Genomic DNA, 12,469 nt, shown 5'->3' on the forward strand with positions numbered 1-12,469 from the left:
GCGATCCTGTCCGACCGGTACTGTCCCGGGACCTCCGAGTGCGGGAGGCGTGAGCGCTTTCCCGATTGTTTGCCTTGTCGGTCCGTTGTGAGGCGCTGTTGAGACGTCCTCTTGGGGCCCGGACGTCATGTCTCAGCCATCGGACGATCCGAGGACGAGCGAGACCTTACGCTCCTTGCCGCCGCGCTCGACGGTCAGCTCCAGCCGGTCGCCGGGGCGGTGGGCCCGGGTCTTGACGATCAGTTCCTCGCCGGAGTGCACGCGCAGGCCGTCGACCTCCGTGACGATGTCGCCCGGCTTGATCCCCGCCTTGGCGCCCGGGCCGCCCGCGGTGACGGGCGGTCCGCCCTCACTGCCCTCGGCGGCGACGCGGGCGCCGTCGCCCGTGTAGTCCATGTCCAGGGTGATGCCGATGACCGGGTGGGTGGCCTTCCCGGTGTTGATCAGCTCTTCGGCGACGCGTTTGCCCTGGTTGATGGGTATGGCGAAGCCGAGGCCTATGGAACCCGACCGGGCGCTGTCCTGGGTGGAGCCGCTGTCCGCCGAGCGGATGGCCGAGTTGATGCCGATGACCCGTGCCCGGGCGTCGAGCAGGGGCCCGCCGGAGTTGCCGGGGTTGATGGGCGCGTCGGTCTGCAGCGCGTCGACGTACGACACGTCGCTGCCGTCGCCCTTCTCGCCGCCGGCCGTGATGGGCCGCTGCTTGGCGCTGATGATGCCGGAGGTGACCGTGCCGGCCAGGTCGAAGGGGGCGCCGATGGCCACGACCGGGTCGCCGACCTGCACGTTGTCCGAGTTGCCCAGCGGCAGGGGGGTGAGTCCGCTGACGCCCTTCACCTTGACCACGGCGAGGTCGTAGCCACTGTCCCGGCCGACGACCTCGGCCTTCGCGGTCTGCCCTCCGTTGAACGTCACGGTGATCTCGCCGCCGGATCCGGCGGGCTGCACGACGTGGTTGTTGGTGAGGATGTGCCCGCGGGTGTCGAGCACGAAGCCGGTGCCCGTGCCCTGCTCGCCGGCGCCGCTGACATGCAGCGTGACCACGCTGGGCAGGGCCCGTCCGGCGATCCCGGCCACGCTGTCGGCGTCGCGCGCCGAGGCCTCCTTCCCGGCCTGCGGCAGCTCGACGGTCCCGACGCCCCCGTTGCGCTCCAGATACGTCCCTACGGCGCCTCCGACGCCCCCGGACACGAGCGCGAGCAGCACGGCACCGAGCACGAGGGACTTCCTGCCCCGCCTGCGCCGCTGCTCCGTGCTGAGCACGGCGGCGCCGTTCTGCTGGAGAGGCCCCTGTCCCCCGGCGGCACCGGGGGCCGCCCAGGGGTCGTAACGCTGCCAGGGGTCGGGGGTGGAGGCGGGTGCCGGAGCGCCGGCGTGGACGGGCACGGTCGGCACGGGCGCGGGGTCGCCGACGACCCCGGGGTGCGGCATCTCGGCCGACGGGTGAGCGGAGGACGTGGGATTGCCGGTGGCCGGGGCGGACGGTGTGCCGTGCGGCTCGGGCGGCGACGGCACGGCCGCGGTGCCCGGCACGCTCGGCTGCCCCGGTATCGCCCCGCCTTGCACGGGGATCGTCGCCGGGTGCTGGACGGGCGGCGCGGGCGCCCAGGGGCCGGGTTCGCCGTAGGGCGGGGTGCTGTACGGGTCGGGGTCGTGCAGCGGCCGCGGAGCCTCCTGCACCGGCCCGGCGGGTGAGACCGGGGCGACGGGAACGCCCTGTCCGTCCTCCCTGGCAGCGGGGACGCGGGCGGCGGCCTGCCCGGCACCCTCGGCGAGGTGCGCGCCGGGGGCGGCCGGGGCGAGGGCGCCATCGCCGGTCTCGGTCACCCCGGGTGCGGACGCGACAACACCGTCACCGGTCTCGGCCACCCTCAGTGCCGACCCGGCAACGCCCTCACCGGTCTCCGCCGCTCCGGATTCCGACCCGGCAATGCCGACTGCCGCCGCCCCGGGCGCCGGCGCCGTCGGCTTTGCGGCGGTCTCGGCCGGAACCGCCTCGGGGCGCCGCAGCTCGTAGTCCCCGTCCTCGTCTCCGTCGGGCCGAGGCGCGGGACGGGGCAGCTCGAAGTCCCCGTCGGGGCCGGTCGGGGCCGTCACCGGCCCGTGCACACCGTTCCCGCCCGGGTCCTCCGCCACGACCTGGTCCGTACCGTCCGGCTCCCCCGCAAGGTCCTGCGGCCGTGGACGGCTCCACCACTTCGCTTTCGTGGGCTTCCCCTCGTTCATGCTCTCCCCACAGCCGCGGCACGGCTCGTCGCGATGGCCGCAGTTCCTCGAACCGGCGCCCGGCCACACCTCGGCCGCGGGCGACAACCCCCGGATTCAATCAGGTTCGCGGGCCGGTGCGCAGAGGCCGGTCAGTGAGCCGTGCGCGAGGAAGCGGGGGGCGAGGGGGACGAGGTCGGGTCCGCGAGGGGCACGGCGAGCAGCGGGGCCGTGATCTCGGGGACCGCGGACCACGAGGTCAGGGCGGCGGGAGTGGCCGCCTCGAGGGGACGTATCAACGGGGACATGACGGCGGCTCCGGCCACCACCGGGGCGGTCAGCGCGTGGAACGCGTGGTGCCGGGCGGCCGGCGGCACTCCGGGCAGCAGTGGGGCCGAGACCTCGGTCGGGGCGACCGGGGCGTGGCCGAGCATGCTCCCGCCGTGCACCTGCCCGAGCTGCGGCGCTGTCCGGCGGCGCTGGGACTCGGGCGTCGCCGCACCGGTGCCCTGGGTGCGCATCGGGGTGACGTTGCTCCCCGAGCCCTGGCCACCGCGGGCCTCCGCGTCGGCCGGGGTGCCGGTGGTGACGCCGCCCAGCGCGATCGCCGCCAGGGACACGGCACCGGCGGCCACGAACGCGAATCGCAGCCGCGAGGACGACCGGTCGCCGTCGTGCCGACCCACGTCGTGAATGCGGAAGCCCCTTTCCGAGGGCAGGCCCCGGTGGCCGGGCAGCGGGCCGCCGGTGTCGGAGGGAAGGGCGGGGTTCACGCCCGCGGGCGCGGGCACCACGGGCAGGTGCGACCGGGACGGGGCGTACCCGAACTCGAACCGCTCGCCGCGCTTCACACCGAAGGCCCCGGACGATCCGAACCGTCCGGACAGCCCTCCGGGCAGCCCTCCTCCGCCCGGCGGTGTGATCTCACCGTCCGGGCCGCCGCCCGCGGGTAGTCCCTGCAGGCGGGCCAGGAAACTCTCGGAAGGGGGCGGCGGGGCCGCCTCAGCGAAGACGCTCTTCAGGCGGCGCTGGGCGTCCACCTCCGCCTTGCACTTCGGGCAGGTGGCCACGTGCGCCAGTACGCGCTCACGCGCGTCATGACCGAGCTCTCCGTCCACCAGGGCGGAGAGTCGGTCTCCCAGATGCTGCTCTGCGAGGTGACCCTCGGAGGCTTTCGGCCGAGATCCGCTCACGCGCTCGCGCCCCCTCCTCCCAGGGCGGGTACACGGGGCACGAAGGAGCGGCGCTCGGCGCGCGCCTCCGGGGAGCGGTGCGCGAGGGCCTTGCGCAGCTGGGAGCGTCCGCGGTGGATCCGGGAACGGACCGTGCCGAGCTTGACGCCGAGGGTCGCCGCGATCTCCTCGTACGACAGTCCTTCGATGTCGCACAGGACGACCGCGGCGCGGAACTCGGGGGCGAGGGTGTCGAGGGCCTGCTGGACGTCCGCGTCGAAGTGCGCGTCGTTGAAGATCTGCTGCGGCGTGGGCTCCTTGCTGGGCAGGCGCTCGGCCGCGTCATCGCCGAGCGCGTCGAAGCGGATGCGCTGCTTGCGGCGGACCATGTCCAGGAAGAGGTTCGTGGTGATGCGGTGCAGCCAGCCCTCGAAGGTGCCGGGCGTGTAGGTCGACAGGGAGCGGAAGACGCGGACGAAGACCTCCTGCGTGAGGTCCTCCGCGTCGTGCTGGTTGCCGGTCAGACGGTAGGCGAGCCGGTAGACCCGGCCGCTGTGCGTGCTGACGATCTCCTCCCACGTGGGCGGAGTCCACGCCTGCCCGTCCGCGTCGGTGGTGAAGGTCGCGGTCTGGGCGAAGTCAGCGGCGTGACTGTGGTCAGCAGCGGTGTCGTTCACAGATGTCGGCCTGCCTGCCGGTCCGAGGAAGCGCCGGAGCACTCCTCCGCGATCCACAGGCGCAGCCGCACCTCCCCTGTCAGCTCTGGTGGTGTCCAGTGGAGCCCCTACCATAGCCACCTCGCCCGTTAGGACCGGATAAGTGGTTTTACGAGAATTTGATCTGCGCTGATACGCCTCGTACTGCTGCGTCGGCACTTGCTCGGCGTCCTGATCCACTGCCTGTCCCCCCGTCCCGGCCCACGCCGCTCGCACATCCCTTTAAACGACCGGTCCCATCTGCGGGTTCCCGTGCCCAACGGATACAGTCACGCCCAGGCATTCACGGGGACAGGAGAGGGTCATTACCGGCAACCGGCAGACGAGCTGGGCGTTCGCCGACGCCTATGTCGCCGAGGACGAAACGCTGCACTGGGCCCGGGACCGGGCCCGCGAGGCAGGGTTGCGCTCGGTGACGCCCGGCACGGGCGCCGCGCTGCGGTTGCTGGCCGCGTCGGTCGACGCGAAGGCCGTCGCGGAGATCGGGACCGGCTGCGGTGTCTCCGGGATCCACCTCCTGCACGGTATGCGGCCGGACGGTGTCCTGACGACCGTGGACCCCGAGCCGGAGCACCAGCAGTTCGCCCGTCAGGCCTTCCGCGCCTCCGGCTTCGCCAGCAACAGGGCCCGCTTCATTCCGGGCCGCGCCCTCGACGTGCTGCCCCGCCTCGCGGACGCCGGTTACGACCTGGTCTTCTGCGACGGTGATCGCCTGGAGGTCATGGACTACCTCGCCGAATCGTTGCGCCTGCTGCGCACCGGCGGGCTGGTCGTCTTCGAGGGCGCCTTCGCCAACGGCCGAACGGTGGACTCCGGCCCGCAGCCCACGGAGGTGCTGCGGCTGCGGGAGCTGCTGCGCGCGGTGCGCGAGAGCCAGGAGCTGGTGCCGTCACTGCTGCCGGTGGGCGACGGGCTGCTGTGCGCGGTGAAACGCTAGCCGGGTCGCACGTTAGGGGAGCGGGGGCCGGGGCAGGCGAGTGTCATCGGTGGGAAAACAGCCGCCCCGGCACCGAGGTGATGCCGGGGCAACTGAAAGGGTATGGTCGCTTGCGCGTCAGCCGACGACCTTCTTGAGGGCGTCGCCGAGCGCGTCGGCCTCGTCAGGGGTCAGCTCGACGACGAGCCGACCGCCGCCTTCGAGCGGAACGCGCATGACGATGCCCCGCCCCTCCTTGGTCACCTCGAGCGGGCCATCACCCGTTCGCGGCTTCATGGCCGCCATGCTCGTTCCCCTTCCTGAAACCCAGCTCATCGTCAAAGCCGACGGCCCCTGAGAAGGGCACACGTGCGGCCCTTGTGGCAGGACACGCGACACCGGCATCGAACACATTGCTTCCAAGCCATTATCCCGCATCTCAGGACCCGATGACCAACATCAGTCGGCATCGCTTGGGCAACGCACGCGAGCAAAACCACTCAATTCGGCGATGAGACTGCGATACTCCGCCACCGCACACACTTCCGCCGAACCAATCCGGACGAGAATTGTTTGACGCAGGTCACACCTCCGGTCCGGCTCCCCGCCCGCGATCTCCGTCATGCTGTCCTGCAGACCCGGGGCGTACCGGCCGGTACGTCCCCGTTTCGCGACCCGGAGGGGATACGCCATGGCCGACACCGTGCTCTACGAGGTGAGCGACGGACTCGCGACGATCACGCTGAACCGCCCGGAGGCGATGAACGCGCTGAACGTGGAGACCAAGGTCGCTCTGCGGGAGGCGGTCGAGTCGGCGGCGGGCGACGCCGCAGTGCGGGCGGTGCTGCTGACCGCCGCCGGAGACCGGGCGTTCTGCGTCGGGCAGGACCTCAAGGAGCACATCGGGCTGTTGGTCCAGGACCGGGAGACCGGCTCGGGGCAGACCATGAACACGGTCCGGGACCACTACAACCCGATCGTGCGGGCGCTGGCGGGGGCGGCGAAGCCGGTCGTCGCCGCCGTGAACGGGGTGGCGGCCGGGGCGGGCTTCGGCTTCGCGCTCGCCGCGGACTACCGGATCGTGGCGGACTCGGCGGCGTTCAACACCTCCTTCGCCGGGGTGGCGCTGACCGCCGACTCGGGGATCTCCTGGACGCTGCCGCGGGTGATCGGCCCGGGCCGTGCCGCCGATCTGCTGCTCTTCCCGCGGAGCATCAGCGCGCAGGAGGCGTACGAGCTGGGCATCGCCAATCGGCTGGTGGCGTCCGCTGAGCTGCGGGCGGAGGCCGAGAAGGTGGCGCGGGCGCTGGCCGAGGGTCCGACGGTGGCGTACGCGGCGCTGAAGGAGTCGGTGGCGTACGGGCTGACGCACTCCCTGGAGGAGGCCCTGGACAAGGAGGACGAGCTCCAGACCCGGGCCGGTTCATCCGAGGACCATGCGATCGCGGTCCAGGCTTTCGTCAACAAGGAGAAGCCGAAGTACCTGGGCCGGTGAGTCGGGGTTCAGGAGCGCCGTCGGGGGCTGCGGGTCCCCTGTGCTTGATCGCGCAGTTCCCCGCGCCCCTTACGGGGCGCTTCTGGCGACGCAGGTCTCCAGGTGATCGTCGACCAGCCCGCACGCCTGCATCAACGCGTATGCGGTCGTCGGGCCGATGAAGCGGAGGCCCCGCTTCTTCAGGGCCTTGGACAAGGCCGTCGACTCCGGGGTGACCGGCGGGACGTCCGACAGGGTCTTCGGGGCCGGGCGGCCGATCGGGGCGGGGGCGTGGGACCAGATCAGTTCGTCCAGCTCGCCCGGGGTCCATTCGGCCAGCGCACGCGCGTTGGCGAGGGTCGCGTCGATCTTGGCGCGGTTGCGGATGATGCCCGCGTCGGCCAGGAGGCGCTCGCGGTCCTCCTCGGTGAAGGCGGCCACCGAGGCGATCTTGAAGTCGGCGAAGGCGGCGCGGAAGCCGGGCCGGCGGCGCAGGATGGTGATCCACGACAGGCCGGACTGGAAGGCCTCCAGGCTGAGCCGCTCGAAGAGCGCGTCGTCGCCGTGGACGGGGCGGCCCCACTCCTCGTCGTGGTACGCGACGTACTCCGGGGCGGACAGAGCCCAGGGGCAGCGCAGTGCGCCGTCCGGGCCGGCCAGGGCGGCGCCGTCGCTCACGGCCGGTCCTCCGGCCTCGGCTTGTCCATGGAGACGTGGTTCTCCCCCGCGGCGGCCTCCGGCCCGTGGGCGGAGGACGACCGGGCACCGGCCAGGGCGGACTCCAGGTCGGCGATGCGGGCGTCTCGCTCGGCGAGCTCGGCGCCCAGGCGGCTGAGGGCGTCGTCCACGTCCGCCATGCGGTAGCCGCGGGCGGCGAGCGGGAAGCGCAGGCCCTCCACGTCCGCGCGGTCGACCGGCCGGTCCGGGGGCAGCGGGTCCCGCAGCCGCTCGGGGGCGGCCTCGGGCAGCGGGCCGTTCTCGCCGCCGCCCACCACGGCGAGCGTCACCGCGGCGACCACGACGGCGAGCGCGACGACCAGGAACAGGAACATAACCATCGCGGGGCCCCCACGGTCGGATGGATCGGACGCTGCGGACGTCCTCCGAGTCGGATGTTGTCAGGCTCCGATCGTGCCATGCGAGTCTGACAGTTAGGGTCGCAGGCGGCGGAAGACGGGACGTACCAGGAAAGGTCACAGGGGATGCTCAGGCTGGGCAGGCGGGAATTCGGACCGCACGAGCCGGTGATCATGGCGATCGTGAACCGGACGCCGGACTCCTTCTACGACCAGGGCGCCACCTTCCGCGACGAGCCGGCCCTCACGCGGGTGGAGCAGGCGGTGGCCGAGGGCGCGGCGATCATCGACATCGGCGGGGTGAAGGCCGGGCCCGGCGAGGAGGTCACGGCCGAGGAGGAGGCCCGGCGGACGGTCGGGTTCGTCGCGGAGGTGCGGCGGCGGTTCCCGGACGTGATCATCAGCGTCGACACCTGGCGGGCCGACGTCGGCGAGGCCGTGTGCGAGGCCGGGGCCGATCTGCTGAACGACGCGTGGGGCGGGGTCGATCCAGGGCTGGCGGAGGTCGCCGCGCGCCATCGGGTGGGGCTGGTGTGCACGCACGCCGGCGGAGCGGAGCCGCGGACGCGGCCGCACCGGACCGAGTACGACGATGTCATGGCGGACATCCTGGACGTGACGGTCGGCCTGGCCGAGCGGGCGCTCGCGCTGGGGGTGCCGCGAGAGTCGATCATGATCGACCCGGGGCACGACTTCGGGAAGAACACCCGGCACAGCCTGGAGGCGACGCGGCGGCTGGACGAGATGGTCGCCACGGGGTGGCCGGTACTGGTGTCGCTGTCCAACAAGGACTTCGTCGGGGAGACGCTGGACCGGCCCGTGAAGGAGCGGGTCGTGGGGACGCTGGCCACGACGGCGGTGTCCGCGTGGCTCGGGGCGCAGGTGTACCGGGTGCACGAGGTCGCCGAGACGCGGCAGGTGCTGGACATGGTGGCGGCGATCGCGGGCCATCGGGCTCCTGCCGTTGCCCGGCGGGGGTTGGCCTGACCGAGGTACCAGGGGGCTCCGCCCCCTGGACCCCCGGAACCCGTGCCCACCCGCCGCCCGAATCGGTTGGGCAGGAAGCACTGCTCGACGGCCCTCTAGCGCCCCGCCTCCTTCGACACCAACGCCACCGCCTCGTCCACGTCGTCCGTCACGTGGAACAGCAGCAGGTCCTTCTCCGCCGCCTTGCCCTGGGCGATCACCGTGTCGCGGAGCCAGTCCACCAGACCGCCCCAGTAGTCGGTGCCGAAGAGGACGATCGGGAACTGGGTGACCTTCTGGGTCTGGACGAGGGTGAGGGCCTCGAAGAGCTCGTCGAGGGTGCCGAGCCCGCCGGGCAGGACCACGAAGCCCTGGGCGTACTTGACGAACATCATCTTCCGGACGAAGAAGTAGCGGAAGTTCAGGCCGATGTCGACGTACGGGTTCAGGCCCTGTTCGAACGGCAGCTCGATACCGAGGCCGACGGAGATGCCCTTCGCCTCGAGGGCGCCCTTGTTGGCCGCCTCCATCGCGCCCGGGCCGCCGCCCGTGATGACCGCGAAGCCCGCGTCGACCAGGCCCCGGCCCAACCTGACGCCGGCCTCGTACTCGGGGGAGTCCGCCGGGGTCCGGGCCGAGCCGAACACGCTGATCGCGGGAGGAAGTTCCGCGAGCGTGCCGAAGCCCTCGATGAACTCCGACTGGATGCGCAGCACGCGCCAGGGGTCGGTGTGGACCCAGTCGGAGGGGGCCCGCTCGTCCAGCAGCCGCTGGTCGGTGGTGCTGGCCTGCACCTGGTCCCGCCTCTGGAGGACCGGGCCCAGGCGCTTCTCCTCCGGCGGCTGCTTCTTCCCCTCGGGGTTGCCGGTCGCCATGTGCGCTCCCTCCGTCGTGCCTGTATTTCCACCTCAGCGTAGATCTACGCGGGTTACGAACGAGGGACGTGAGCATGTCCGCGATGGAGCGCCGTAAACACGAGGGGCGTCCGGCGGGCTCAGGCGGTCAGCCAGTTCCGCAGCCTTTCCTCGCCCGCGAGGATCTTGGCGATCTCCACGCGCTCGTCCCGCTTGTGGGCCAGGTGGGGGTTGCCCGGGCCGTAGTTGACCGCGGGGACACCGAGGGCGGAGAAGCGGGAGACGTCCGTCCAGCCGTACTTCGGCATGGGGGTGCCGCCGACCGCCTCGATGAACGCCTTCGCCGCCGGGTGGGACAGACCGGGCATCGCCGCGCCGCTGTGGTCGACGACCTCGAACTCCTCGACCCCGCAGTCCGCGAAGACCTCCCGGACGTGGGCGACGGCCTCCTCGGGCGTTCGGTCGGGCGCGTAGCGGAAGTTGACGGTGACGACGCACTCGTCGGGGATGACGTTGCCGGCCACTCCCCCGCCGATGCCGACCGCGTTCAGGCCCTCGCGGTACTCCAGGCCGTCGATGACGGGCCAGCGGGGTTCGTAGGAGGCCAGGCGGGCGAGGATCGGGGCGGCGGCGTGGATGGCGTTGGAGCCCATCCAGCCGCGCGCCGAGTGGGCCCGCTCGCCCGTGGTCTTCAGCAGCACCCGCAGCGTGCCCTGGCACCCGCCCTCGACCTGGCCGTCCGACGGCTCCAGGAGCACCGCGAAATCGCCCTCCAGCCACTCGGGGTGGGTCTCGGAGACGTGCTTGAGGCCGTTCAGCTCGGCCGCGACCTCCTCGTTGTCGTAGAAGACGAAGGTCAGGTCGCGGTTGGGGGCGGGGACCGTGGCCGCGATGCGCAGCTGGACCGCGACGCCGGACTTCATGTCGCAGGTGCCGCAGCCCCACAGGACGCCGTCCTCGTCGAGCCGGGAGGGCACGTTGTCCGCGATCGGGACGGTGTCGATGTGCCCGGCCAGGATCACCCGCTCGGAGCGGCCGAGGTTCGTGCGGGCCACGACGTTGTTGCCGTACCGGTCGACCGTCAGGTGGGGCAGGGCGCGCAGCGCGGTCTCGATCGCGTCGGCGAGGGGCTTCTCGGTGCCGCTCTCGGAACGGAAGTCGACGAGCCGGGCGGTGAGCTCCGCGGCGTCCAGCGTGAGGTCAAGCGAGGTGTCGGCCATGCGGTCGACCCTAACGCGCCGGGCCCCGGCCTCACTCTTCCCACCCTGCTCATGCCACTGCGTACTCTCCAGTACCTTGTACGGCGTGCCAGAGCCGTCCTCTCCCAAGCGTCGCGGCCGCCTCTTCCGATGCGGGGCCGCCTTCGTGGCCCTGCTCGCGGTCGCCGGTTACCTCGTCGTGCAGTACGTCACCGGCGGCTCGGGCGGACCGGGCTGCAAGGTCGTCTCCGGCAGGGGCGACGGGGCGTCGTACGAGTTCACGCCCGAGCAGGCGGTGAACGCGGCGACGATCACCGCCGTGGGGACCGCGCGCGGTCTGCCCGAGCGGGCCGTGACCATCGCCCTGGCGACCGCGCTGCAGGAGTCGGCCCTGCGCAACATCAAGCACGGCGACCGGGACTCCCTCGGCCTGTTCCAGCAGCGGCCCTCGCAGGGCTGGGGAACGCCGAAGGAGATCATGGACCCGACGTACTCGGCCGGTGAGTTCTACGACCATCTGGTCAAGGTGCCCGGCTACACCCGGCTGCCGCTCACCGTCGCCGCACAGCGCGTGCAGCGCAGCGGCTTCCCGCAGGCCTACGCCAAGCACGAGCCGGACGCCGCGCTGCTGGCCTCGGCCCTCACCGGGCAGTCCGCGGCCACGCTGACCTGCGACGGCCGCCCGGCCGCGACCCGGGCGTCGGGCCCGGACGGGGTGCGTGCCGCGCTCGTGCGTGACTTCGGGCGCGATGTGCTGGACCCGGCCGGTGCCGAGGTGGGCGGGGCGTCGAGGGGCACGCCCACGCCGTCCCCGAGCGCCACGGACGGTACCGGCGGGCGGACCGTGACACTGCCGGTGACCGCCGACACCACTTCGGCGACCGGGCGGGACCCGGGCCTGCGCGGCTGGCAGCTGGCGCACTGGGCGGTGGCCAACGCCTCCGAGCTGCACATCGCGCGCGTCACCTACGCGGGGCGGGAGTGGGTGGCGGGGAACACCGCCAGCCAGTGGCGCACCGCCACGGAGAAGGGCACCGCGGGTGCGGAACGCACCGCGGACGCCGTCCGTATTGTCACGATGCACTAGATCGCGCAGGGGTACGGGAACTCACCCTTGGGCGTTATCCGTGCGGCTCTGCACCGAGGGTGTGCTCAGGTTTTCGCGCGCTCACCCGGGAACTCCCGAAATCCCTTGGGCGCACAGGGCCGGAAGGGATGCGGCGGGCTTTCCGGGGAGGGTCTTTTCGCCCGTTTGTCCGCAGCCGATTATGCGACGCATTACCAACTCTTTACGTTCCGGCGCCGCAACCTTCGCGGGTTTCAAGCGGTAGTCACTGCGTCCGAGCCGGGGGCGGTCACAGCCAGTCGATCAACGCCCGGTGTCGGTCGGACACTTCACGAACCTCTGTTCTCTCCCGTTGAAGGAGCACCATGTCCCTCCCCCTGACCCGCCGTATCGCCCGTGCCGCGCTGATCGTCGCTGCGGGAGCGGCTGCCGGGGTCGGTGCGGCCGGCTCCGCCAGTGCGGCCCCCGAGCTGCCGGCCAACCCGAACATCGGCGGGCTGACCGCCCTGGACACGGCGAACGCCGGCAACACCGTCGACCGCGCGGCGACGGACGTCTCCAGGACCGCGGGTGACACCGGCAGCAAGACCGTCAAGAAGGCGGTGCCTGCCGCGGGCAAGCTCGGCGGCAAGGCGGTCAAGAAGGCCACGCCCGTCGCGCAGAAGGCGGCCGGTGAGGCGACGGGATCCGCCGGGAAGCTGGTCGGCGAGGCGGCCGGTTCCGCCCAGGGCGGTCTGCCGACGGACTCCCTGGCGAAGAAGGGCGGCACGGGCTCCCTGCCGACGAAGGGCCTGCCGGTCGGCTGACGCCACGCCCCACGTCCGA

At 72.3% G+C, this 12,469-nt stretch carries 14 protein-coding genes; 5 read left to right on the forward strand and 9 right to left on the reverse strand.

Translation table 11 applies throughout. From position 1 onward, the window contains the following. Positions 1-132: 132 nt before the first annotated feature. The 3 genes from ABT116_RS04465 to sigE all read right to left on the reverse strand — a co-directional run bounded on the left by ABT116_RS04465 (position 133) and on the right by sigE (position 4,168). Positions 133-2,226, reverse strand: coding sequence for a S1C family serine protease (locus ABT116_RS04465; protein WP_351627655.1), 2,094 nt, complete (start codon positions 2,224-2,226; stop codon positions 133-135). 131 nt (positions 2,227-2,357) lie between these two features. Further along, positions 2,358-3,398, reverse strand: a complete 1,041-nt coding sequence (locus tag ABT116_RS04470; RefSeq protein WP_351627658.1) for an anti-sigma factor family protein — start codon at positions 3,396-3,398, stop codon at positions 2,358-2,360. Further along, positions 3,395-4,168 carry an RNA polymerase sigma factor SigE gene (gene sigE, locus ABT116_RS04475; RefSeq protein ID WP_351627661.1) on the reverse strand — a complete coding sequence of 258 codons (774 nt, stop codon included), beginning with the start codon at positions 4,166-4,168 and terminating at the stop codon, positions 3,395-3,397. The genes ABT116_RS04470 and sigE overlap by 4 nt, the downstream gene beginning before the upstream one ends. Positions 4,169-4,331: 163 nt before the next feature. Between sigE and ABT116_RS04480 the strand changes: the two genes are divergently transcribed. Next, entirely contained in the window at positions 4,332-5,030 is a 699-nt protein-coding gene (locus tag ABT116_RS04480) for an O-methyltransferase (RefSeq protein ID WP_324614290.1), read from the forward strand. 117 nt (positions 5,031-5,147) lie between these two features. On the opposite strand, the gene ABT116_RS04485 is transcribed toward ABT116_RS04480, so the two are convergent. Together ABT116_RS04485 and ABT116_RS04490 are read right to left on the reverse strand one after the other, a co-directional pair. After that, positions 5,148-5,315 carry a DUF3117 domain-containing protein gene (locus ABT116_RS04485; protein WP_003966491.1) on the reverse strand — a complete coding sequence of 56 codons (168 nt, stop codon included), beginning with the start codon at positions 5,313-5,315 and terminating at the stop codon, positions 5,148-5,150. A gap of 153 nt (positions 5,316-5,468) precedes the next feature. Continuing rightward, positions 5,469-5,633, reverse strand: coding sequence for a hypothetical protein (locus tag ABT116_RS04490; RefSeq protein WP_351627663.1), 165 nt, complete (start codon positions 5,631-5,633; stop codon positions 5,469-5,471). Between the two features lie 67 nt (positions 5,634-5,700). On the opposite strand from ABT116_RS04490, the gene chcB reads away from it, so the two are divergent. After that, on the forward strand, positions 5,701-6,504 hold the full coding sequence (gene chcB / locus ABT116_RS04495) for a 2-cyclohexenylcarbonyl CoA isomerase (RefSeq protein WP_351627666.1): 804 nt from the start codon (positions 5,701-5,703) through the stop codon (positions 6,502-6,504). A gap of 69 nt (positions 6,505-6,573) precedes the next feature. On the opposite strand, the gene ABT116_RS04500 is transcribed toward chcB, so the two are convergent. Together ABT116_RS04500 and ABT116_RS04505 are read right to left on the reverse strand one after the other, a co-directional pair. Beyond that, entirely contained in the window at positions 6,574-7,161 is a 588-nt protein-coding gene (locus ABT116_RS04500) for a DNA-3-methyladenine glycosylase I (protein ID WP_351627669.1), read from the reverse strand. Next, positions 7,158-7,541: a DivIVA domain-containing protein gene (locus ABT116_RS04505; RefSeq protein WP_351627671.1), complete on the reverse strand. Its 384-nt coding sequence runs from the start codon at positions 7,539-7,541 to the stop codon at positions 7,158-7,160. Before ABT116_RS04505 ends, ABT116_RS04500 begins: the two co-directional genes overlap by 4 nt. Positions 7,542-7,685: 144 nt before the next feature. Between ABT116_RS04505 and folP the strand changes: the two genes are divergently transcribed. Further along, entirely contained in the window at positions 7,686-8,546 is an 861-nt protein-coding gene (gene folP, locus ABT116_RS04510) for a dihydropteroate synthase (RefSeq protein WP_351627674.1), read from the forward strand. Between the two features lie 95 nt (positions 8,547-8,641). On the opposite strand, the gene ABT116_RS04515 is transcribed toward folP, so the two are convergent. Both ABT116_RS04515 and dapE read right to left on the reverse strand, forming a co-directional pair. Next, on the reverse strand, positions 8,642-9,400 hold the full coding sequence (locus ABT116_RS04515; RefSeq protein ID WP_351627677.1) for an LOG family protein: 759 nt from the start codon (positions 9,398-9,400) through the stop codon (positions 8,642-8,644). 119 nt (positions 9,401-9,519) lie between these two features. Next, positions 9,520-10,599 (reverse strand): succinyl-diaminopimelate desuccinylase, encoded by a 1,080-nt coding sequence (gene dapE, locus ABT116_RS04520; protein ID WP_033311086.1) that lies wholly within the window; start codon positions 10,597-10,599, stop codon positions 9,520-9,522. Between the two features lie 85 nt (positions 10,600-10,684). On the opposite strand from dapE, the gene ABT116_RS04525 reads away from it, so the two are divergent. Further along, positions 10,685-11,665 (forward strand): VldE C-terminal domain-containing protein, encoded by a 981-nt coding sequence (locus ABT116_RS04525; protein ID WP_351627681.1) that lies wholly within the window; start codon positions 10,685-10,687, stop codon positions 11,663-11,665. A 344-nt stretch (positions 11,666-12,009) separates the two neighbouring features. Further along, positions 12,010-12,450 (forward strand): ATP-binding protein, encoded by a 441-nt coding sequence (locus ABT116_RS04530; RefSeq protein WP_351627683.1) that lies wholly within the window; start codon positions 12,010-12,012, stop codon positions 12,448-12,450. Positions 12,451-12,469: the final 19 nt, after the last annotated feature.

The sequence above is a fragment of the Streptomyces sp. NPDC002130 genome (assembly GCF_040296465.1).
Taxonomy (GTDB): domain Bacteria; phylum Actinomycetota; class Actinomycetes; order Streptomycetales; family Streptomycetaceae; genus Streptomyces.